Genomic DNA, 20,372 nt, shown 5'->3' with positions numbered 1-20,372 from the left:
AAAGCGCTTGCTACGTACACATGGGTGTGCCCGGCCCCCGGGAGCGCCCCGGGGGTTCGGTCAGCCCGCGTAGGGGTCCGGCACCTTCCCCGGCCGGGCCAGGAAGGCGAAGTCGCAGCCGGTGTCGGCCTGGGTGATCTGCTCGTTGTACAGCGCTCCGTAACCGCGCTCGTAACGGGCGGGCGGCGGCGTCCACCGCGCCCTGCGCCGCCGCAGCTCCTCGTCGGACACCTCCAGCCGCAGCGTGCGGGCCTCGACGTCCAGGGTGATCCGGTCCCCGGTGCGCACCAGCGCCAGCGGCCCGCCGACGTACGACTCCGGTGCCACGTGCAGCACGCAGGCGCCGTAACTGGTCCCGCTCATGCGGGCGTCGGAGATCCGCACCATGTCCCGCACGCCCTGCTTGAGCAGGTGGTCCGGGATGGGCAGCATGCCGTACTCGGGCATGCCGGGGCCGCCCTTGGGCCCGGCGTTGCGCAGCACCAGCACGCTGTCGGCGGTGATGCCGAGCGAGGGGTCGTTGATGGTGCGCTGCATCTCCTTGTAGTCGTCGAAGACGACGGCGGGACCGGTGTGCCGCAGCAGGTGGGGCTCGGCGGCGATGTGCTTGATGACCGCGCCGTCCGGGCAGAGGTTGCCGCGCAGCACCGCGACGCCGCCCTCGGCCGCGACCGGGTTGCCGCGGGGCCGGATGACGTCGTCGTCGTGCACCCGGGCGCCGGCGAGCTGTTCGCGCAGGGTGTCGTGGCTCACCGTCGGCCGGTCCAGGTGGAGGAGGTCCGTGATCCGGGAGAGGAAGCCGGGCAGGCCGCCCGCGAAGTGGAAGTCCTCCATCAGGTAACGCTGCCCGCCGGGGCGGACGTTGGCGAGCACCGGGACCGTGCGTGCGGTGCGGTCGAAGTCGTCCAGGGTCAGGGTGACCCCGGCCCGGCCGGCCATGGCGATCAGGTGGATCACGGCGTTGGTGGAGCCGCCGAGGCCCAGCACCGTCGTCACCGCGTCCGCGAAGGCGTCGGCGGTGAGGATGTCGCGCACCGTGCGGCCCCGGTGGACGAGGTCGACCACGGCCAGTCCCGCGCGGGCGGCCATCCGCTCGTGCCCGGAGTCGACGGCGGGGATGCTGGACGCGCCCGGCACGGTCACGCCGAGCGCCTCGGCGGCGGCGGTCAGCGTGGACGCCGTACCCATGGTCATGCAGTGGCCGGGCGAGCGGGCCAGGCCGCTCTCCAGCTCGGTCAGCTCGCAGTCGCCGATGAGCCCGGCGCGCTTGTCGTCCCAGTACTTCCACATGTCGGTGCCGGAGCCGAGGACCTCGCCCCGCCAGTGACCGGGCAGCATGGGCCCGGCGGGCACGAAGACGGCGGGCAGGCCGGCGGAGGCGGCGCCCATCAGGAGGGCGGGCGTGGTCTTGTCGCAGCCGCCCAGCAGCACCGCACCGTCCACCGGGTAGGACCGCAGCAGCTCCTCGGTCTCCATGGCGAGGAGGTTGCGGTAGAGCATCGGGGTCGGCTTCTGGAAGGTCTCGCTGAGCGTGGCGACCGGGAACTCCAGCGGGAACCCGCCCGCCTGCCACACGCCCCGCTTGACGGCCTGGGCGCGCTCGCGCAGGTGCACGTGGCAGGGGTTGATGTCCGACCAGGTGTTGAGGACGGCGACGACCGGCTTGCCGAGGTGCTCCTCGGGCAGGTAGCCGAGCTGGCGGGTGCGGGCGCGGTGGCTGAAGGAGCGCAGCCCGTCGGTGCCGTACCACTGGTGGCTGCGCAGCTCCTCCGGGCGCTTGCGCGGGGCGCTCATATCGGCCACCCCGCGGCGATGGCGGCGACCTCCGCGCGCCGGTCCCCGGGCAACTGCCTGCTGGGCGGGCGGACGTCGCGGCGGCACAGGCCCAGCGAGGCGAGGGCCTCCTTCACGACGCTGACGTTGTCGGCGGAGCCGTTGGCGGCCCGCAGCTCCTCGAAGCGGCGGATCCGCTCCCACACCTTCATGGCGGCCGGGTAGTCGCCGCCGCGCAGCGCCTCCAGCATGGCCAGCGACACGGCCGGGGCGACGTTCACCAGCCCCGAGGTGAAGCCGGTGGCCCCGGCGGAGAAGTAGGAGGGCGCGTACGGCTCGGCCAGTCCGGCGACCCACACGAAGCGGTCGACGCCCGCGTCCCGGGCGAAGGCGGCGAAGCGGGCCGCGTCCGGGACGGCGTACTTGACACCGATCACGTTCGGGCAGGCGTCGGCGAGTTCGGCGAGCCGGGCGCCGAGCAGCTGGCCGTTGCGGACGTAGGGCACCACGCCCAGCTCGGGGACGGCCTCGGCGATGGCCCGGTGGTAGTCGACCCAGCCGCGCTGCGAGACGTAGGGGTGGACGGGCTGGTGCACCATCACCATGCCGGCGCCCAGGTCGCGGGCGTGCCGGGCGGAGGCGACGGCGGTGGGCAGGTCGTGGCCGACGCCGGCCAGGAGCGCCGCGCGGCCACCGGCCTCCTCGGCGGTCAGCTCGCACACCAGGCGCCGCTCCTCGGGGGTGAGGGCGTAGAACTCGCCGGTGTTGCCGTTGGGGGTGAGGGTGCGGATGCCGCCGTCCAGCAGCCGTCGCACCAGGGCCCGGTAGGTGCCGGCGTCGACCGTGCCGTCCTCGGCGAAGGGGGTCACCGGGATCGCCACCACGTCGGCCAGCGCGGCCCGCTGGATCTCGAACGCCACGCCGCTCATGCCTGCCCTTCCGGTTCACGGGGGTCGCCGGGGACCTCGGCACGGATCCCGGCGGGGATGTCGGCGCCCGCGCCCGCGGAGGTCTCGGTGCCTGCCCCGGTGGCGATGCCGGGGGCGGTCCCGGGGAAGGCGCGGGCGACGAACAGCGCGATGTGCTCGTGCAGGGCGCGCGCCGCGCCGTCCGCGTCGCCCGTCAGCGCGAGCCGCAGGATCTCCCGGTGCTCGGTGGCCTCCCGCTCCCAGGAGGGGTCGGCGGCCCAGGCGACGGCGGAGACCAGGGCGGCCTGGTCGCGGACCTCGTCGAGCATCCGGCCGAGCAGCGGGTTGCCGCAGGGCAGGTACAGGGCGCGGTGGAACTCCCGGTTGGCCAGGGAGCGTTCGGCGGTGTCGGTGGCCGCGTCGGCCCGGGTGAGCGCGGACCGGGCGGCGTCGAGGGAGGCCCCCCGGCGCACCGCCCGCCGCAGCGCCTCCGGCTCCAGCAGCAGCCGCACGTCGTAGACCTCGCGCGCCATGTCCGCGTCCACCATGCGCACCGTGACGCCCTTGTACTGGCTCATCACCACCAGCCCGGTCCCGGCGAGGGTCTTGAGCGCCTCCCGCACCGGGGTCTTGGACACCCCGAACTGCGCCGCCAGCTCGGTCTCCACCAGGGCCTGGCCGGGGGTCAGCCGGCCGGTCAGGATGCGGTGTTTGATCGCGTCCAGCACGTACTGCGTGCGGGACGGGATCGGCATGGGCACAGAGGTCATGCGCGCCTCTCGGGGATGTCGCGAGCCAGGTGCATGCGTCATGTATCTGATCTCGCGTATCGCGTCTCATATATGACGTACGAAGTACGACGCGTTGACGGTAGGAGTGGCGCGGTGTTTCGTCAATGCTTCCGGCAGAGGAGGACGAGGTTGCCCGTCCGGGTGGGCCGGACGATTCCGGCAGAGTCCGGCGGATGCCGTCAGACGGTCCTGGTGGCGCCCTCTACGGCCGCGTGGGCGGGCCGCCCGAAGACCGCGCCGGCGCGGGCGGCCGCGGCCTGCGGGTCTTGCACGGGCCCGGTGTGGGTCACCAGCAGCTCCCGCGCCCGCGCCTCCCGGGCGATGCGGCCCGCGTCCTCGGGCGTGAGGTGCACCTGTTCGCCTTCGCGATGCTCCGCGAGGTCGGCCTCGCACAGGAACAGGTCGGCGCGGGCGGCGAGTTCCGTCAGCGCCGGGCACGGGCCGCTGTCTCCCGAGTACGCCAGGACGCTGCCCTGGCTCTCGGCGCGCAGCCCGTAGGCCTCGGTGCCGTGGGCGACGGCGCGGCTGGTCAGGCGGAGGTTCCAGTGCCGCACGTCATGGCCGTCGTACAGCGGCCGGAAGTCCAGGATGCCGCTGAGGAAGTCCACGTCCGGCTTGCCGAGGAACCCGGCGAGCCGCCGCGCGCAGTCTTGCGGGGCGTACACCGGTATCGGCGCGGGCGGCACGGCCCCGCCGAACGCGAACGCGTAGGCGGCGGCGAGCAGATCGGCGGCGTGGTCCGCGTGCAGGTGCGAGATCCAGATCGCGGTCAGCCGGGTCGGGTCCGTGTGCCGCTGCAACTCCGCGAACGTGCCGCTGCCCGCGTCCACCCACACCTCGGCGCCCCCGCCGCGCAGCAGGTACCCGGAGCAGGGCCGCCCGGGACGGGGGTGGGGGGAGGCGGTTCCGAGGACGGTGAGGCTGAGCGGCATACCGGGGAGCGTACGGGGCGGGCGGGCGGGCCGCGCGCGGTTCGGGTCGGCCCGCGCACCGGGCGCGCGGTGGCCGGGGGCGGTCAGGGGTCAGGGGTCAGGTCACGGTTTCCACTGCGGGTCGCGGCCGCTCAGGCCCACCGCGCGCTCCAGCAGGGGCGCCGTGCCCGGGACCGGGACGGCCGGGGCGAAGATGCCGCTGCCGCCGGAGTCCGCGGTGAGGGCCTGAAGGATGCCGTAGGAGGCCTGGAGGGCGGCCGGGTCGGGCTCGTAGGGCTGCCCGGTGGCGCGGGCCAGGTCCCAGCCGTGGATCACGAGTTCGTCGGCCGCGACGGCGCCCGCGGCCGCGCCGGGCAGGTCCACACCGCCGGCCCGGGTCATGCCGGTCCACGCCTCCGGGTCGCGCCAGGCCTCGGCGAGGTCGGCGAGCACCTCGGGCAGTTCCGCGCGCCAGCCGGGCGCGAGGTCGGGGACGGCGGCGTCCGGGCTGGTGTCGGTGGTGGCGCCCAGGTCCTTGCGGGCGGCGTCCCGGAAGGCGGCGGACAGCCCGATCAGATGGCCGAGCAGGGCGCCGACCGGGTAGTCCGGGCACGGGGTGGCGGCCGTGAGCTGCTCGTCGGTCACGGCCTCGGCGAGCCGCGCGATCACGCGGGTCTGCGGGCCGAGGTCGAGGAGGGTGTCGGTCATGCCGTGCTCCCTGGGGTCGAGATACCGGTTACGCCAGGGTGGACCGGCGCCGGCGCCCGGACTCATCGGCGCACGGCGCACTTTCCCACTGGATCAGCTTCCGGCGAGCGCCCGGCCGGCCGCCGCCAGGTCCGCGTCCGAGGCGAGTCCGGCGTGGTAGAGCCGCAGCTGCGTCGCGCCGAGGTCGCGCGCGCGTGCCGCGTCCGCCGCCAGGGTGGCGGGGCTGCCGCCCATGCCGGAGACGACGGTGAGGTTGGCGGCGAGGACGGAGCTGCGCCCGGCGTGTGCGGCGAAGGGCGCCAGCAGGGCCGGACCGCCCGCGCAGGGCACCACCACCCCGTCGGCGACGGAGAGGATGTGCGCGGGGTCCACGCCCGCGTTGGCGCCGCAGTGGTAGGAGACCGGGTCGGCGTGCAGCAGCACCTGGAAGCCCTCGGGCGCGGCGGCGCGGACCGCGGCGACGGCGTCCCGCTGGAGCGTGCGGGCGGTGGCGTCGCGCCACGCGCGCGTGGCCGCCGCCCGCTCCTGGCCGAGGAGCTTCTCCACCCCGGCCCATCCCCCGTCGTCCGGCGCGCCCCGCCACAGCGGCTCCAGGGCGGCCCGTACGGCGGCCGCCAGCGCGTCGGCGTCGAGGCCGTGCGCGCCGTACCCGGTGCGGCAGTCGGGGCAGAAGCACAGCGACATCAGGTACTGCCCCGCCTCGCCGAGGCCGACGCCGCCGGTCTTGTCGTGGGCGTGCAGGTGCGCGAGCCCGTACCAGCCCAGGGACTCCAGTTCGGTGCCGCTCGCGCCCGGGCGGACGGCGGCCTCGGCGGCCAGGGCGACCAGGTACGCGCGCATGGCGGGCTGGGCGATGCAGGGCGCCCACGGGTAGCGGTCGCCGTAGGCGTTGACGACGCAGGTGCCGGGGTGCTCGGCGCCGAGGCGGGAGTTGTGGGCGAGGACGACCCAGCTGTGCACCTCCAGGCCGGCCGCCGTGAGCGCCTCGGCGGCCTCGCCGAAGGAGTCGCCGGGCGACCAGTCCCCGGCCGGGTACGGACGCAGCGGCCGGTCCGTCCAGCGGCCGTCCGGCGGGTAGTACACGGCCGCGTGCCCGGCGGTGACGATGCGGTGGCGGGGGTGGCGGGGGGTGAGGGCGCGGGTGGAGTGGTAGGCGGAGGCGAGGGTCGCCCCGGCCACGCCGAGCGCGGCGATCCGCGCGGGGGCCCCGGGGTCGCCGTTGACGTCCCAGGGGTAGACGAACGCCGAGGCCCTCACGCGTCCTCCTCCAGCAGCGCGTACCCGTGCTCGATCAGCTGGGCGAGCTGCTTGACGTGGTCCTCGGACGGCTCGTGCAGGGGCGGGCGCACCTCCCCCACGTCCAGGCCGCGCAGCCGTACGCCCGCCTTGACCAGGGAGACGGCGTAGCCGCGGTCCTGGGCGCGCAGGTCGGCGAAGGGGCGGTAGAAGCCGTCGAGCAGGCGCCTGACCAGGTGCTCGTCGCCCTCCCGCAGCGCCCGGTGGAAGGCGAGGGCGATCTCCGGCGCGAAGCAGAACACCGCCGAGGAGTACAGGGTGATGCCGAGGGCGCGGTAGGCGAGCTGGGTCTGCTCGGCGGTCGGCAGGCCGTTGAAGTACAGGAAGTCGCCGGGGGCCTCGGTGCGTACGGCGCTGACGATCCGCTGCATGAGTTCCAGGTCGCCGAGGCCGTCCTTGAAGCCGATGATCCCCTCGGTGCGGGCCAGCGCGACGACCGTCTCCGGGGTGAACACGGCGTTGTCGCGCTGGTAGACGATCACCGGCAGGCCGCCGGCCGCCGCCAGCTCCCGGTAGTGGCGCAGCAGCCCGGCCTGCCCGGCCCGGACCAGGTACGGCGGCATGGCGAGCAGCCCGTCGGCTCCGGCGTCCCGGGCGAGGCGGGCGTAGCGGACGGCGAGCGCGGTGCCGTACCCGGCGCCCGCGACGACCGGGACGCGTCCCCCGGCGGCCGTCACGGCCGCGCGCACGCACGCCTCGAACTCCTCGGGCAGCAGCGCGTGGAACTCGCCGGTGCCGCAGCAGGCGAACACCGCGGCCGCGCCCGCCGCGACACCCCGGCGCACATGGGCGCCGCAGACCTCCGGGTCGACCGTGCCACCGGGGCCGTAGGGCGTCACGGGGAAGAACAGCGGCCCGCGCGGGTCGCTGAGCCGGGCGGCGAGCGGGGCTGGCGTCACGGGCGCTCTCCCTGAGTCCAGGCGGTGCATGAATCTGACCGGTGTCCATATGTCTGAACGACTGCACGCTACGGTCCCGACTCGCGGCCGGTCAAGCGGTCACCGGCGCAATACGGGAGCGGATTCCCCCACCCCACGCACACTTGACGAGCCGGACCACCCTCCCTAGCGTGTCCATGCATGTGAATGCCGTGCACGGATAAGGCCGACGCCAAGGAGACCGAGGATGCCCGCTCCCCGCACCGTTCTGCTCACCGGCGCCGCCGGCGGACTCGGCACCCTGATGCGTGACCTGCTCCCTGAGTACGGCTACACGCTGCGCCTGTTCGACGTGCGGCCGGTCGAGGGCGAGCCGGACGCGATCACCGCCGACCTGCGCGACCGGGACGCGCTGCGCGAGGCGGTCCGGGGCGTCGACGCGGTCCTGCACCTCGCGGGCATCTCCCTGGAGGCGCCCTTCGAGAAGATCCTGGCGTCGAACATCGAGGGCACCTACCACCTCTACGAGGCCGCCCGCCTCGAAGGCGTGCCGCGCGTCGTCTTCGCCTCCTCCAACCACGCCGTCGGCTACACCCCGGCCCCCCTCGACGGCGGCGCGCCGATCCCCGTCGACACCCCGCGCCGCCCCGACACCTTCTACGGCCTGTCGAAGTCCTTCGGTGAGGACCTGGCCCAGCTGTACTGGGACAAGCACGGCCTGGAGACCGTCTCCGTCCGCATCGGCTCCTGCTTCCCGGAGCCCACCAGCCTGCGGATGCTGTCGCTCTGGATGAGCCCCGCCGACGGCGCCCGGCTGTTCCACGCGGCCCTGACCGCCGAGGGCGTCGGGCACACCGTGGTCTACGGCTCCTCCGCCAACACCCGCCTGTGGTGGGACCTGACCAGCGCGCGGGCGCTGGGCTACGAGCCGCAGGACGACTCCGAGCCGTACGCCGAGAAGCTCCTCGCCGAGCAGGGCGAGCCGGACCCGCGGGACCCGGCCCACAGCCTGCTGGGCGGGCACTTCGTCACCGACCCGCCGATGTGGCCGTACTGAGCACCGGCGGCCGGGCGGGGGCGGCCGTGACCGGGCGGGAGCGGCGGCCGGCGGAAACGGCGGCCGGGTAAGGGAACGGTAAAGCGGCCTCGCTCGTTCATCTGGCATGACAGCTATGACCCCTGGCTCGAACATCCCTCTGCCGGTCGCCCGTGTGACGGTGGACGTCGCCGCGCCCGTGCGGCTCGACGTGTCGGGCCTGCTGCTCACCGCCGACGGCAAGGTGCGCTCCGACGACGACTTCATCTTCTACAACCAGCCCAGCGGGCCGGGCGTGACCTACCGGCCGGGCGGCGGCGCGGCCCCCGACGCGATCAGCGTCGACACCGCCGCCGTGCCGCCCGGCATCGAGAAGATCGTCGTCACGGCGAGCCCGGACGCCGCCGGCCGCACCTTCGAGGGCATCGAGCCCACGGCCACCATCCGCAACGCGGACGACGGCTCGGTCCTGGCCACGTTCACCCCGCCGCGGCTCGGCAGCGAGACGGCCCTGGTGATCGTCGAGGTCTATCTGCGCGGTGGCGCGTGGAAGGCCCGCGCGGTCGGCCAGGGGTACGCGAACGGGCTGGCGGGCATCGCCACCGACTTCGGCGTGACGGTGGAGGAACCCGCCCCGGCCCCGGCCCCGGCCCGAACCCCGGCTCCGCCGCCCGCCCCGGCACCGGCCGCGCGGCCCGTCGCCCCGGCGCCCGCCGCGCCCGTCATGCCCGCCGCCCCGGCCGCTCCCCCGGCCCCGGCCGCTCCCGCCCCCGGCGCCGGGAAGGTCAACCTGGACAAGGGCCGGGTCAGCCTCCAGAAGAACCAGACGGTGTCGCTGATGAAGGGCGGCCGCCCGCTGCTCGCGCGCGTCAAGATGGGCCTCGGCTGGGAACCGGCGTTCCGGGGCAGGGACATCGACCTGGACGCCTCGGTCATCGCCTACGGCCCCCAGCGCGACCACGTCGACAGCTGCTACTTCGGCAAGCTGACCATCCTGGAGGGCGCCGTCAAGCACTCCGGTGACAACCTCACCGGCGAGGGCGGCGGCGACGACGAGGTGATCGTGGTCGACCTCGGCCGGCTCCCGCAGCAGGTCACCGGCCTGGTCTTCACCGTGAACTCCTTCTCCGGTCAGAAGTTCACCGAGGTCGCGAAGGCCTACTGCCGCCTGCTGGACGCCACGACCGACGAGGAGCTGGTCCGCTTCGACCTCACCGGCGCCGAACCGCAGACCGGCGTGCTGATGGCCAAGCTGGTCCGCCAGTTCTCCGGCGAGTGGGACATGACCGCCCTCGGCAGCTTCGTCAAGGCCCGCACGGTCCGCAACATGGTCAAGCCGGGCGCCCAGGCGCTGTAACCGGGCGTACGGGCCTGCCCCGCCCCCCGCCGGTGACGGGGGGCGGGGCAGCCGGCCTCACAGGTGCGCGGCGCGCGGCGGCGAATGTGCTCTGCCGAGGAATCGGCGCCCTGACATCAGCCGCGCTTCTGCCGCTTCCAGGGGCCGGTGATGGCGAGCATGATGCCCGGCTCCTGGATGTTGGCGAACAGGGTCCGGCCGTCGGGCGAGAAGGTGACGCCGGTGAACTCGCTGTATTCCGGCTCCTGCTCGGTGCCCTGGTTCAGCTCGTTGCGGGCGATGGGGTAGGTGCGGCCGCTCTCGGTCGCGCCGAACAGGTGCTGGACGCCCTCGCCGTCCTCGGCGATGACGAGACCGCCGTAGGGGGAGACGGTGATGTTGTCGGGGCCGTCGAAGGCGCCGTCGGCGGACGGGTCGGGGTTGACGCCCAGGAGCACCTTCAGGGTGAGGGTGCGGCGCTTGGGGTCGTAGAACCAGACCTGGCCGTCGTGCTGGACGGGGCTCTCCTCGCGGGCGAAGGAGGAGACGATGTAGGCGCCGCCGTCGGCCCACCACATGCCCTCCAGCTTGCGGGCGCGGGTGACCTGGCCGGTGGTGAACTGCTTGCGGACGGACACCGTCGCCGCGTCGCGGTCCGGGACGTCCACCCAGTCCACGCCGTACACCGTGCCGGTGCGGGTGGCGCGGGAGAGGTCGTCGACGAACTGGCCGCCGGAGTCGAAGCACTTGAACGCCTGGAGCACGCCCGCGTCGTCGGCGAGGGTGCGCAGCCGGCCGCGGCCGTGGTGGAAGCCGGCGGGCGGGGTCCAGCGGTACAGCAGGCCGTTGGGGCCGGCGGCGTCCTCGGTGAGGTAGAGGTGGCCGCGCCGGGGGTCGACGACGACCGCCTCGTGGGCGTAACGGCCCAGCGCCTTGACGGGCTTGGGGCCGCGGTTGGCCCGGCGGTCCTCGGGGTCGACCTCGAAGACGTAGCCGTGGTCCTTGGTCATGCCGTTCTGGCCGGCCTTGTCCTCGGTCTCCTCGCAGGTCAGCCAGGTTCCCCAGGGGGTGCTGCCACCCGCGCAGTTGGTGGACGTACCGGCGATGCCGACCCACTCGGCGACATGGCCGCCGCGGCGGACCTCGACGACCGTGCAGCCGCCGGCGGCGGCGGGGTCGTAGACGAGGCCCTCGGTGAGCGGCACCGGGTGCGGCCAGTTGGCGCGCGGGCCCTTCAGCTCGTGGTTGTTGACGAGCAGGGTGGTGCCGCGCGGGCCGTCGAAGGCGGCGGTCCCGTCGTGGTTGGAGGGAGTGGGCTCACCCGACTCCAGCGTGGTCCGGCCGCTGTAGGTGACGATGCGGTACGAGAACCCGGCGGGAAGCGCGAGGATGCCGTCGGGGTCGGGGACCAGCGGCCCGTAGCCGACTCCGCCGTGCGCGGCGTCCGCCTGTCCCGGGGCGCCCTCGGTCTCCGTGGCGGCGAGGGCGTTCGGGGCGGTGGCGAGGGCGCCGACGCTGCCCGCCAGTGCGACACCGGCACCGGTGAGCGCGGATGTCCTGGCGAAGTCCCTGCGGGTGAGCGACATGGTGTCTCCTGTGACGGGGGGTGAGCCGTGGAGGGTGGCGGACCTCGGTTGCGGCGAAACGCTCCCGCCCACCGCTGAACGGGAGTTGAACGCCGGGCGACCTCCTGGTCCCCGCTTCCATGAATCCGTGTCCGCCGCGCCGGGGGAACCCCCGCGGACCGCACCGCCGCGACTACGGCCGGATCCGCCCCCTGCCCCACCCCCGGGGTGCCGGGACCGACCGGGCTCCCGAGCCCGCGGGACCCGGAACCCTGCTCGGCCCGGGTGTCACTCCCCGCGCTGCGACCTCGCCTTGAAGGCCGCCTTGCGGGCCTCCTTGGCGACCTTCTTGTCCGGGTGCAGGCGGCCCATCGCCTCCAGCACGTCCGCCGTCGCGGGGTGGTCCACCCGCCAGGCGGTGGCGAAGAAACCGCTGTGCTGCCGGGCGAGACCCTCGACCAGGGCCTGCAGCTCCTCGGAGTTGCCCTCGGCGGCCAGCTGCGCGGCCAGGGTGTCGACGGTCAGCCAGAACACCAGCTCCTGCGAGGGCGCCGGCACCCCGGAGGCGCCCCGCTCGCTCAGCCAGACCCGGGCCAGCCCGCCCAGCTCCGGGTCGTCGAGGACCTCGCGGAGCGCCGGTTCCGCCTCCGGGCCGACCATCGCCAGGGCCTGCTGGCAGCGCAGCCGGCGCAGCGGAGCCCCGGCGTCGCCGCCCCGGGCCGCCGCCAGCAGCTCCCGTGCCGCGTCCAGGCTCTCGCGGCGGGCGAGCCACTGCTCGGTCTCGGCGCGGGCGGCCGCCGCCGGGAAGGCGGAGGTGCCGTCGAGCAGCGCGTCCGCGCCCTTGTCCGCGAGCGCGCCGACCGCCGGCGCCGTGAGCCCGGCCTCCAGCAGCCGCGCCCGCAGCCCGTACAGGCCGAGCGGGGTGAGCCGGACCATGCCGTAGCGGGAGACGTCGGTCTCGTCGACCGGCGCGGCGGCCTCCTCGTCGGCGTCGGTCAGCAGCGCCTCGTCGACCGGCCGGTACTCCACCAGTCCGATCGGCTCCAGCATCCGGAACTGCTCGTCCAGGCGCACCATCGCGTCGGACACCTGCTGCAACACGTCGTCGGTGGGCTGTCCCATGTCGCCGGGCACCAGCATCGAGGCGGCCAGGGCGGGCAGCGGCACCATGCTCGCGCCGGGGCCGCTCTCCGTCACGGTCAGCAGGTAGAGGTTGCCGAGGACGCCGTCGAGGAACTCCGTCTCGGCCTGCGGGTCCCAGTCGAGTGACGAGAAATCGACCTCGCCGCCCGCGTCCAGGGCGTCCATCAGCCCGTCCAGGTCGGGCACGGTCGCGTCGGCGATCACGGTCTCCAGGGCGGCGAGCCACACCGTCAGGACGTCGTGCGGGGAGCCGCCGGTGAGCAGCGCCAGCTCGGCGCCCGCCGTCACCGTCCCGCTCTCCCCGCCGGGGGCCTCGCTCCCGCCGTCGCCGGTGACCTCGACCAGTCCGGCGTCCACGGCCACCCGCCACGCCTCGCCGACCTGGGCGGCGGCGTCGTCCCCGCTCAGCCCGAGCAGTCCGGCCGCGGCCGGCATCTGCTCCTCGGCCAGTCCGCCCCCGGCGTCCACCCGCGTGTGCGGTCCGGCCCAGCGGGCCAGCCGGGCGGCACGGGAGAGCAACGGCGTGGACAGCGCGGCACGCGCCAGCTCCGCTTCGGGGTGCAGGCGCACCGGCGGCAGGGGGGAGCTGTCTGACATCGGCTGCTTCTCCTCGGACCGTGAAAGGACTCAGCCGCTCAGCCTAGACGGATTTCCACCCATGCCACCCGGTTCATCTCCCGGCCGGCCCGCGTACATGGCCGAAACCTTGACAACTGACAGCGCCACACAGGAGATTGACGCGCGTAGAAACCGGGAGGACAAGTGTTCACCGTCGCATCGGGCGTCACACGACTCCTCATCTGTCATGCACGTTCCATGTCCCACCCTCGTCCCGGCGCTCACGTACGTCCCCGGAGGGATCCCTTGCCGAGCAGGTCTTCCGCGCGCCTCGCCGCGCTCACCGTCGCCGCCGTCTGCAGCGCGGCGTCCGCCGTCGTCCTCACCTCCCCCGCGCACGCGGACTCGGTGCGCGTCCACGACATCCAGGGCGCCACGCGCCTGTCGCCGTACGCGGGCCAGAAGGTGACGGACGTTCCCGGCATCGTCACCGCCACCCGCACCTACGGCTCCTCCCGTGGCTTCTGGCTCCAGGACCCGACCCCGGACGCCGACCCGGCCACCAGCGAGGGCGTGTTCGTCTTCACCAGCTCCGCCCCGAAGGTCGCCGTCGGCGACTCGGTGACGGTGACCGGCACGGTCTCCGAGTACGTTCCCGGCGGCGCCTCCAGCGGCAACCAGTCGGTCACCGAGATCACCAAGCCGGTGGTCACCACGGTGTCCGCCGGCAACCCGGTCCCGGCCCCCATAGTCGTCGACGCCGCTTCGGTGCCGGACGCCTACGCCCCGGCCGGCGACGCCGCCGCGGGCGGCTCGGTTAACGCGCTGCCCCTGCGCCCGGCGGACTACGCCCTGGACTACTACGAGTCCCTGGAGGGCATGACCGTCCAGGTGGCCGACGTCCGCGTGGTCACCGCCACCGACCCCTACGCCGAGCTGTGGGTCACCGTGAAGCCGCACGAGCACCGCAGCCGCCGCGGCGGCACGGTCTACGGCTCCTACGACTCCCAGAACACCGGCCGGCTGCAGATCCAGTCGCTGGGCGCCACCGCCGACTTCCCGAAGGCGAACGTCGGCGACACCCTCCAGGGCACCACGGCCGGCCCGCTGGACTACAACCAGTTCGGCGGCTACACGCTCGTCGCGGGTCAGCTGGGCACCCTGCACAGCGCGGGCCTGGAGCGGGAGACGACCCGCAGGCAGTCGGACCACGAGCTGGCGGTGGCCACCTACAACGTCGAGAACCTCGACCCGGGCGACGCCACCTTCGAGGAGCACGCCTCCGCGATCGTGAACAACCTGCGCTCGCCCGACATCATCTCCCTCGAGGAGGTGCAGGACAACAACGGCGCCACGGACGACGGCACGGTCGCCGCGGACGTCACGGTGAACAAGCTGATCGACGCCATCGTCGCGGCGGGCGGCCCGCGGTACGACTGGCGCTCCATCACGCCGGCCAACGACACCGACGGCGGCGAGCCGGGCGGCAACATCCGGCAGGTCTTCCTGTTCAACCCGGGCCGGGTCTCCTTCACCGACCGCCCGGGCGGCGACGCCACCACGGCCGTCGGGGTCACCAAGGTGCACGGCAAGGCGGCCCTGACGGCCTCCCCCGGCCGTGTCGCCCCCGCCGACGACGCCTGGAAGACCAGCCGCAAGCCGCTGGCCGGCGAGTTCGTCTTCCGCGGCAAGACGGTCTTCGTGATCGCCAACCACTTCAACTCCAAGGGCGGCGACCAGGGGCTGACCGCGCAGTACCAGCCGCCGGTGCGCAGCTCGGAGATCCAGCGCCACCAGCAGGCGGCCCTGGTCAACGGCTTCGTCAAGAACATCCTGGACACGCAGAAGAACGCGGACGTCATCGCGCTCGGTGACATCAACGACTTCGAGTTCTCCGACACCGCGAAGATCCTCGAGGGTGACGGCGAGCTGTGGTCGGCGATCAAGTCGCTGCCCAGGAGCGAGCGTTACACCTACGACTACCAGGGCAACCAGCAGGTCCTGGACCAGATCCTGATCAGCCCGTCGATCCGCCGCGGCTGCGACGTCGACTACGACTCCGTGCACGTCAACTCGGAGTTCAACGACCAGATCAGCGACCACGACCCGCAGGTGCTGCGCTTCCGCCCGTAGCACCGCGCGCGGCAGGGCCGACGCCGCGCCGGTTCGCGGCGCCGGCGTCGGCCCTGCCGTCGGTCCGCCGGTCCGTCGGCCCCGTGTCCTCAGCGGCGCCGGCCCGGCCGGCCGCCGCGCAGCACGCCCGCCGTCACGGCGGCTCCGCCGACCGCGCCGACGAGCATGGCGAGGACCGGGCGGCGCAGGACGGCGGTGACGAGGAAGCCCACCGGTGCCGGCACGTGCCGTACGACCGCCTGTCCGGCGTGCGCGGCCGTGCTCTGGACGCCGTGTCCGGCGTGGCTCGCGGTGCCCTGGACACCGTGTCCGACCCGGCTCGCCCGGCCCTGGACCGTGTGCCCGGCCCGCGCCGCCCTGCTCTGCACCGCCTGGCCGGCCCGGGTCGCGCGGTGCTGCACGCCGTGTCCCGCGTGCGCGGCGCTCGCGCGCAGCTGCACGGTCATGGCGCCGGCCTTGTCCTTGAGGTCGGCCGCCCGGGTCAGCGCCCGGCCCTTGAGGTCGGCCTTCGCCGCGAGCTGCTCGACGGTGCTGCCGAGCTGGCTCCTGGTCTGCTCGATCTGCGCCCGCAACTCGGTCGGGCCCTTGGCGCCTCTGCCCTGCGGGGTCCTGTCCGTCATCGGTGTGCCCTTCCCTGATCTCGTCGTCATCGGCCCTGACGCTGCCGAGCGGTTCCTCGGGTCTGGGTAGGTCCGGGTACCCGGGGCGAAGACCGTTAGCCCTGCGCCCCGCTCACGGCACCGCTTCCGCCCGACCTCGGTGAAGCATTGCTTACCGGTACGCCGTAGCGGATTTAAGTGGAGCTTCACGGTCGGAGCCTCGACACTGTCGGTATGACGACAACGACGACTCCCCGCACGGATCCGGCGCCCCGCCCGCCCGCGCCCTTCGGCCGGGCGCTCTGCGCGATGGTCACCCCCTTCACCGCGTCCGGCGCGCTCGACCTCGACGGCGCCCAGCACCTCGCCGACCGGCTGGTGCGCGAGGGCTGCGACGGACTGGTGCTCTCCGGCACGACGGGCGAGTCGCCGACCACGTCGGACGCCGAGAAGACGGACCTCGTCGCGGCGGTGCGGGAGGCGGTGGCGGACCGGGCCACGATCGTCGCCGGGGTCGGCACCTCCGACACCCGGCACACGCTGACGCTGGCCCGGGCCGCCGAGAAGGCGGGCGCCGACGGCCTGCTGGTGGTCAGCCCGTACTACAGCAGGCCCCCGCAGGACGCGCTGGAGGCCCACTTCCGCGAGGTGGCCGACGGCTGCGGGCTGCCGGTCGTGCTGTACGACATCCCGGGCCGCACCGGCACCCGCATCGAACCGGACACCATGATCCGCCTCGCCGACCATCCCCGGATCGTGGCGGTGAAGGACTGCTCCTACGACTTCCTCGGCACCCAGAAGGTGCTCGCCCGCACCGGGCTGGCGTACTACGCGGGCTGTGACGAACACATCCTCGCCCTGTACGCGGTGGGCGCGGCCGGGTACGTCAGCACCGTCGCCAACGTCGCCCCGGCCGGGCTGCGGGCGGTCCTCGACGCGTTCGAGGCGGGCGACACCCCCGTGTCCGCCCGCCTCCAGCAACGCGCCACGCCGCTCATCGAGCTGATGATGGCGTCCGGCCTGCCCGGCACGGTCACCGCCAAGGCCCTGCTCGGCGCGCTGGGCCTGCCCGCCGGCCCGGTCCGCGCCCCGCTGCGCCCGGCCGGCCCGGAGACGACCGCCCGGCTGCTCGCGGCCTACGCGGAGTTCACCGCCCACGGGCCGTCCGCGGCCTCCGGTGACCGGGCGAGCACCGCGGCGCCGGCGGCCCACTGACCCGCCTGTCCGGCCGGGCGGCCGGGACCTGTCAGGGCTGGGCGAAGACCGGCTCCCAGCGGCCCGCGTCCCCGTCGCTGCCCTTGGGGAAGCCGCTGAGCGGAACGACCTTGCCGCACACCCTGTGCCCCTTGAGACGCGGACGGCCGTCCCCCGCTATGCCTGCCCGGCGCACCGGTATTTCCGCACGCGCGAGCGCCCTCCCGACGGCCGTCGCGGACCGCGGGAGGGCGCTCGGTGGGGACCGGCGGTGACCGGTACCCGGGCGGGTCAGTTGTGGCTGTGCAGGATGTCGTTCAGGCCGCCCCAGACCGCGTTGTTCGGGCGGGCCTCGACGGCGCCGGTGACCGAGTTGCGGCGGAAGAGGATGTTGGAGGCACCGCTCAGCTCGCGGGCCTTGACGATCTGGCCGTCCGGCATGGTGACCCGGGTGCCCGCGGTGACGTACAGGCCCGCCTCCACCACGCACTCGTCGCCCAGGGCGATGCCCACGCCCGCCTCGGCGCCGATGAGGCAGCGCTCGCCGATGGAGATGATGACGTTGCCGCCGCCGGACAGCGTGCCCATGGTGGACGCGCCGCCACCGATGTCGGAGCCGTCCCCGACCACGACACCGGCCGAGATCCGGCCCTCCACCATCGACGTGCCCAGGGTGCCGGCGTTGAAGTTGACGAACCCCTCGTGCATGACCGTCGTGCCCGCGGCGAGGTGCGCGCCCAGCCGGACCCGGTCGGCGTCGGCGATGCGGACGCCCTTGGGCACGACGTAGTCCGTCATGCGCGGGAACTTGTCGATCGAGGTCACCTGGAGGTGCAGGCCCTCGGCGCGGGCGTTGAGCCGCACCTTCTCCACGTCGTCCACGGCGACCGGGCCGAGCGAGGTCCACGCGACGTTGGCGAGGTGGCCGAACAGGCCGTCCAGGCTCTGCCCGTGCGGCTGGACCAGGCGGTGCGAGAGCAGGTGCAGGCGCAGGTAGACGTCGTGCGCGTCGATCGGCTTGTCGTCCAGCGAGGCGATGACCGTACGGACCGCCACCACCTCGACACCCCGGCGGGCGTCCGGCCCGGCCGCCGCGGTCGCGCCGCCGCCCAGCAGCCGCGCGGCCTGCTCGGCCGACAGCCGCTCCGTGCCGGAGGGGCCCGGCTCCGCGACCAGCTCGGGGGCGGGGAACCAGGTGTCGAGGACGGTGCCGTCGGCGGCGACGGTGGCGAGGCCGGCGGCGACGGCGCCGGTGGTGCGTGCGGTGTTCTCGGTCATGCAGGAAACCTAACGTGGACCGGGCCGGGCGGGCGAACCGCGTCTCACCTGCCGGGCCACGCGTCGCGCCCCGGGTACGGGGGTGGGGGTGGCGGGGGTCATGGGGAACAGCTGACCGCCATGCGCCAGGACGTGGCGGGCATCCGGATGCTTGCGGACGCGGCGAATCCGGAAACTGCCGACAGGCGGCCGGTGTCGGGCCGGGGGCGCGCACCACGCGGCGTGCGCCCCTGGACGCGGCCCGCCCCGCTCGCCACCGCTCCGAGGCAGCCGCTCGGTCCAACACGGCTGCCACCAGGCATATCTGATCACACGTCAGCCCGCGCCACGGCCGCCCGACCCCGAGGCGGCCGGGGCGGCGCGAGTGTGCCGGTGCCACGTTCGGGACGCGGGTGTCACGTGGGGGGGAACCAGTCACCGAAACGCCCCTCGCGCCCCAGCGGCTCCACTAGTGTGTGCACCCCGGTGCCACCAGCGCACGGGTTCTCCTTCGTTTCTTCACTCCACCTTCACACCCGGCCGCCGCCAGCGCGCCGCTGGAGGAACAGCGCATGCCAGAAAACGACCCACGCCCCCCGCGCAGCCTGCCCCGGGAGGACGGCTGGGCCCCCGACCGCCCCCGGCCCGCCGGCCACCGAAGGCTCTGGCTGGCGGGCGGCCTGACCGTGGCCACCGTCGCGGCGTGCGTGACGGTGGTCGCCGTCCAGCACGAACCGGCGTCGGGCAGCGCCCCCGCCGCCGCCGAGAAGGCGCCCGCGACCGCGACCGGCTCCCCCGCCCCCCGGGGTCACGGCGCGCGGGGCGGCGAGACACCCCACGCCGCCACGTCCTCACCCGCGCGCAAGCCCACCGGGGCGGGCTCCGGCTCCGGCTCGCACTCCACTCCGGGCTCGGGCTCGGGATCCGGCTCCGGCTCGGAGTCGGATCCGGTTCGCTCCGGTCCCGGCTGGAAGTCCGTCCGCCCGGTCAACGACGCCGGCCGGTCCTGGCACCTCAGCGGCGGCTCCGTGCGGCTCGGTCCCGTTTCCGCGGCCGGCCGCCACGACGCCGCCTTCAAACTGGTGAAGGGGCTGGCCAACACCGCCTGCTACTCCTTCGCCACCGCCGACGGCGGCTATCTGCGCCACCGCGACCATGTGCTGCGCTCCGGCCGGGACGACGGCTCGGCGCTGTTCGAGCAGGACGCCACCTTCTGCCCCCGCACCTCGTCGTTCCGCGGCGCGGTCATGCTGGAGTCGGTGAACCACCCCGGCCGCTTCCTGCGGCACCAGGACGACCGGCTGCGGCTGGACCTGTACCGGGACACCGCTCCCTACCGGGCGGACGCGGCGTTCCGGCTGGTGGACCTGCCCGCCTGAGCCGCGTGAAACGGAAACCGGAACGGGAACGGGAAACGGCGAGGTCCGGGCGGACCTCGCCGTTTTCTCGTGCCGTGACCCGACACCCCGGGACGGGAGCGTCAGACGTTGAACCCCAGCGCCCGCAGCTGCTCGCGCCCGTCATCGGTGATCTTGTCCGGACCCCACGGCGGCATCCACACCCAGTTGATGCGCAGCTCGTTGACGAGGCCGTCCGTGGCGGACTTGGCCTGGTCCTCGATGACGTCCGTCAGCGGGCAGGCCGCCGAGGTCAGGGTCATGTCGATGGTCGCGATGTTGGCGTCGTCGACATGGATGCCGTAGATCAGGCCCAGGTTGACGACGTCGATGCCCAGCTCGGGGTCGACGACGTCCATCAGGGCCTCGCGGAGTTCTTCCTCCGAGGCCGGCTTCATCTCAGCGGTGTCGGTCATGCCGTCTTCCTTTCGGCGTCGGCGTCGGCGCCACCCAGCGCCTGGGCCGTCGCGTCCTTCCACGCCATCCAGCTCAGGAGGGCGCACTTGACCCGCGCGGGGTACTTCGACACCCCGGCGAACGCGACCGCGTCCTCCAGGACCTCCTCCATCGCGTCGTCCGGCTCGATCCTGCCCTTGGACTGCATCAGCTCCAGGAAGGTCTCCTGGATCTTCTGCGCGTCGGGCAGGTCCTTGCCGACCAGCAGCTCGTTGAGGACGGAGGCGCTGGCCTGGCTGATGGAACAGCCCTGGCCCTCGTAACTGACGTCCTCGACCGTCGTGCCGTCGTACTTCACCCGGAGGGTGATCTCGTCACCGCACGTCGGGTTCACATGGTGCACCTCGGCGTCGCCGTCCCGCAGACCACGCCCGTGCGGGTTCTTGTAGTGGTCGAGGATGACTTCCTGGTACATGGAGTCAAGCTTCACGGT

Annotated in this window: 18 protein-coding genes; 5 read left to right on the top strand and 13 right to left on the bottom strand. The window is 74.1% G+C overall.

Features of this window, described 5'->3' with window-relative positions:
- Positions 1-60: 60 nt before the first annotated feature.
- From araD to ACZ6CZ_RS27695, 7 genes are all read right to left on the bottom strand, one after another.
- Positions 61-1,794 carry an L-arabinonate dehydratase gene (gene araD, locus ACZ6CZ_RS27725; protein WP_469026387.1) on the bottom strand — a complete coding sequence of 578 codons (1,734 nt, stop codon included), beginning with the start codon at positions 1,792-1,794 and terminating at the stop codon, positions 61-63.
- On the bottom strand, positions 1,791-2,702 hold the full coding sequence (locus tag ACZ6CZ_RS27720) for a dihydrodipicolinate synthase family protein (RefSeq protein ID WP_469026385.1): 912 nt from the start codon (positions 2,700-2,702) through the stop codon (positions 1,791-1,793). The genes araD and ACZ6CZ_RS27720 overlap by 4 nt, the downstream gene beginning before the upstream one ends.
- On the bottom strand, positions 2,699-3,451 hold the full coding sequence (locus tag ACZ6CZ_RS27715; RefSeq protein WP_469026382.1) for a GntR family transcriptional regulator: 753 nt from the start codon (positions 3,449-3,451) through the stop codon (positions 2,699-2,701). Before ACZ6CZ_RS27715 ends, ACZ6CZ_RS27720 begins: the two co-directional genes overlap by 4 nt.
- 200 nt (positions 3,452-3,651) lie before the next feature.
- The gene (locus tag ACZ6CZ_RS27710; protein ID WP_469026379.1) at positions 3,652-4,404 is read right to left on the bottom strand and encodes an MBL fold metallo-hydrolase; all 753 of its coding nucleotides are present in this window, start codon (positions 4,402-4,404) and stop codon (positions 3,652-3,654) included.
- Between the two features lie 102 nt (positions 4,405-4,506).
- The gene (locus ACZ6CZ_RS27705) at positions 4,507-5,091 is read right to left on the bottom strand and encodes a TIGR03086 family metal-binding protein (RefSeq protein WP_469026377.1); all 585 of its coding nucleotides are present in this window, start codon (positions 5,089-5,091) and stop codon (positions 4,507-4,509) included.
- A 93-nt stretch (positions 5,092-5,184) separates the two neighbouring features.
- Positions 5,185-6,348, bottom strand: coding sequence for a hypothetical protein (locus tag ACZ6CZ_RS27700; protein WP_469026375.1), 1,164 nt, complete (start codon positions 6,346-6,348; stop codon positions 5,185-5,187).
- A complete protein-coding gene (locus ACZ6CZ_RS27695; protein WP_469026373.1) occupies positions 6,345-7,286 on the bottom strand; it encodes a 5-dehydro-4-deoxyglucarate dehydratase in 942 nt (313 codons plus the stop codon). The genes ACZ6CZ_RS27700 and ACZ6CZ_RS27695 overlap by 4 nt, the downstream gene beginning before the upstream one ends.
- 226 nt (positions 7,287-7,512) lie before the next feature.
- On the opposite strand from ACZ6CZ_RS27695, the gene ACZ6CZ_RS27690 reads away from it, so the two are divergent.
- Positions 7,513-8,322, top strand: coding sequence for an NAD-dependent epimerase/dehydratase family protein (locus ACZ6CZ_RS27690; RefSeq protein WP_469026371.1), 810 nt, complete (start codon positions 7,513-7,515; stop codon positions 8,320-8,322).
- Between the two features lie 115 nt (positions 8,323-8,437).
- Positions 8,438-9,658: a TerD family protein gene (locus tag ACZ6CZ_RS27685; RefSeq protein WP_469026369.1), complete on the top strand. Its 1,221-nt coding sequence runs from the start codon at positions 8,438-8,440 to the stop codon at positions 9,656-9,658.
- A 116-nt stretch (positions 9,659-9,774) separates the two neighbouring features.
- Here ACZ6CZ_RS27685 and ACZ6CZ_RS27680 read toward each other — a convergent pair whose 3' ends face one another.
- Both ACZ6CZ_RS27680 and ACZ6CZ_RS27675 read right to left on the bottom strand, forming a co-directional pair.
- Positions 9,775-11,223: an alkaline phosphatase PhoX gene (locus ACZ6CZ_RS27680; protein ID WP_469026367.1), complete on the bottom strand. Its 1,449-nt coding sequence runs from the start codon at positions 11,221-11,223 to the stop codon at positions 9,775-9,777.
- A 267-nt stretch (positions 11,224-11,490) separates the two neighbouring features.
- Positions 11,491-12,942 (bottom strand): hypothetical protein, encoded by a 1,452-nt coding sequence (locus ACZ6CZ_RS27675; protein WP_469026366.1) that lies wholly within the window; start codon positions 12,940-12,942, stop codon positions 11,491-11,493.
- Between the two features lie 267 nt (positions 12,943-13,209).
- On the opposite strand from ACZ6CZ_RS27675, the gene ACZ6CZ_RS27670 reads away from it, so the two are divergent.
- Complete coding sequence (locus tag ACZ6CZ_RS27670; RefSeq protein ID WP_469026363.1) at positions 13,210-15,036, top strand: endonuclease/exonuclease/phosphatase family protein; 1,827 nt, start codon at positions 13,210-13,212, stop codon at positions 15,034-15,036.
- Between the two features lie 89 nt (positions 15,037-15,125).
- On the opposite strand, the gene ACZ6CZ_RS27665 is transcribed toward ACZ6CZ_RS27670, so the two are convergent.
- Positions 15,126-15,656 (bottom strand): DUF3618 domain-containing protein, encoded by a 531-nt coding sequence (locus ACZ6CZ_RS27665; protein ID WP_469026361.1) that lies wholly within the window; start codon positions 15,654-15,656, stop codon positions 15,126-15,128.
- 213 nt (positions 15,657-15,869) lie between these two features.
- On the opposite strand from ACZ6CZ_RS27665, the gene dapA reads away from it, so the two are divergent.
- Positions 15,870-16,850, top strand: coding sequence for a 4-hydroxy-tetrahydrodipicolinate synthase (dapA, locus tag ACZ6CZ_RS27660; protein ID WP_469026358.1), 981 nt, complete (start codon positions 15,870-15,872; stop codon positions 16,848-16,850).
- A 270-nt stretch (positions 16,851-17,120) separates the two neighbouring features.
- Here the strand turns inward: dapA and dapD are convergent, their stop codons facing one another.
- The gene (dapD, locus tag ACZ6CZ_RS27655; RefSeq protein ID WP_469026356.1) at positions 17,121-18,107 is read right to left on the bottom strand and encodes a 2,3,4,5-tetrahydropyridine-2,6-dicarboxylate N-succinyltransferase; all 987 of its coding nucleotides are present in this window, start codon (positions 18,105-18,107) and stop codon (positions 17,121-17,123) included.
- Positions 18,108-18,658: 551 nt separating this feature from the next.
- Here dapD and ACZ6CZ_RS27650 point away from each other — a divergent pair.
- Positions 18,659-19,465: an AbfB domain-containing protein gene (locus tag ACZ6CZ_RS27650; protein WP_469026354.1), complete on the top strand. Its 807-nt coding sequence runs from the start codon at positions 18,659-18,661 to the stop codon at positions 19,463-19,465.
- A gap of 101 nt (positions 19,466-19,566) precedes the next feature.
- On the opposite strand, the gene ACZ6CZ_RS27645 is transcribed toward ACZ6CZ_RS27650, so the two are convergent.
- Both ACZ6CZ_RS27645 and sufU read right to left on the bottom strand, forming a co-directional pair.
- Positions 19,567-19,899 (bottom strand): metal-sulfur cluster assembly factor, encoded by a 333-nt coding sequence (locus ACZ6CZ_RS27645; protein ID WP_402566712.1) that lies wholly within the window; start codon positions 19,897-19,899, stop codon positions 19,567-19,569.
- Positions 19,896-20,369, bottom strand: coding sequence for a Fe-S cluster assembly sulfur transfer protein SufU (gene sufU, locus ACZ6CZ_RS27640; RefSeq protein ID WP_469026351.1), 474 nt, complete (start codon positions 20,367-20,369; stop codon positions 19,896-19,898). Before sufU ends, ACZ6CZ_RS27645 begins: the two co-directional genes overlap by 4 nt.
- Between the last annotated feature and the right edge of the window lie 3 nt (positions 20,370-20,372).

The organism is Streptomyces sp. NPDC041135 (genome assembly GCF_055592085.1).
The sequence above is the reverse complement of the archived record's forward strand: the minus strand, read 5'-3'. Positions and strand labels throughout refer to the sequence as shown.

Bases quoted from the DNA above. Each gene is read 5' to 3' on its own strand.
- ACZ6CZ_RS27710 (WP_469026379.1), bottom strand. From the start codon at position 4,404: ATGCCGCTCAGCCTCACCGTCCTCGGAACCGCCTCCCCCCACCCCCGT.
- araD (WP_469026387.1), bottom strand. From the start codon at position 1,794: ATGAGCGCCCCGCGCAAGCGCCCGGAGGAGCTGCGCAGCCACCAGTGG.
- ACZ6CZ_RS27680 (WP_469026367.1), bottom strand. From the start codon at position 11,223: ATGTCGCTCACCCGCAGGGACTTCGCCAGGACATCCGCGCTCACCGGT.
- ACZ6CZ_RS27645 (WP_402566712.1), bottom strand. From the start codon at position 19,899: ATGACCGACACCGCTGAGATGAAGCCGGCCTCGGAGGAAGAACTCCGC.
- ACZ6CZ_RS27705 (WP_469026377.1), bottom strand. From the start codon at position 5,091: ATGACCGACACCCTCCTCGACCTCGGCCCGCAGACCCGCGTGATCGCG.
- ACZ6CZ_RS27665 (WP_469026361.1), bottom strand. From the start codon at position 15,656: ATGACGGACAGGACCCCGCAGGGCAGAGGCGCCAAGGGCCCGACCGAG.
- dapD (WP_469026356.1), bottom strand. From the start codon at position 18,107: ATGACCGAGAACACCGCACGCACCACCGGCGCCGTCGCCGCCGGCCTC.
- dapA (WP_469026358.1), top strand. From the start codon at position 15,870: ATGACGACAACGACGACTCCCCGCACGGATCCGGCGCCCCGCCCGCCC.
- ACZ6CZ_RS27685 (WP_469026369.1), top strand. From the start codon at position 8,438: ATGACCCCTGGCTCGAACATCCCTCTGCCGGTCGCCCGTGTGACGGTG.
- ACZ6CZ_RS27715 (WP_469026382.1), bottom strand. From the start codon at position 3,451: ATGACCTCTGTGCCCATGCCGATCCCGTCCCGCACGCAGTACGTGCTG.
- ACZ6CZ_RS27650 (WP_469026354.1), top strand. From the start codon at position 18,659: ATGCCAGAAAACGACCCACGCCCCCCGCGCAGCCTGCCCCGGGAGGAC.
- ACZ6CZ_RS27720 (WP_469026385.1), bottom strand. From the start codon at position 2,702: ATGAGCGGCGTGGCGTTCGAGATCCAGCGGGCCGCGCTGGCCGACGTG.
- ACZ6CZ_RS27690 (WP_469026371.1), top strand. From the start codon at position 7,513: ATGCCCGCTCCCCGCACCGTTCTGCTCACCGGCGCCGCCGGCGGACTC.
- ACZ6CZ_RS27675 (WP_469026366.1), bottom strand. From the start codon at position 12,942: ATGTCAGACAGCTCCCCCCTGCCGCCGGTGCGCCTGCACCCCGAAGCG.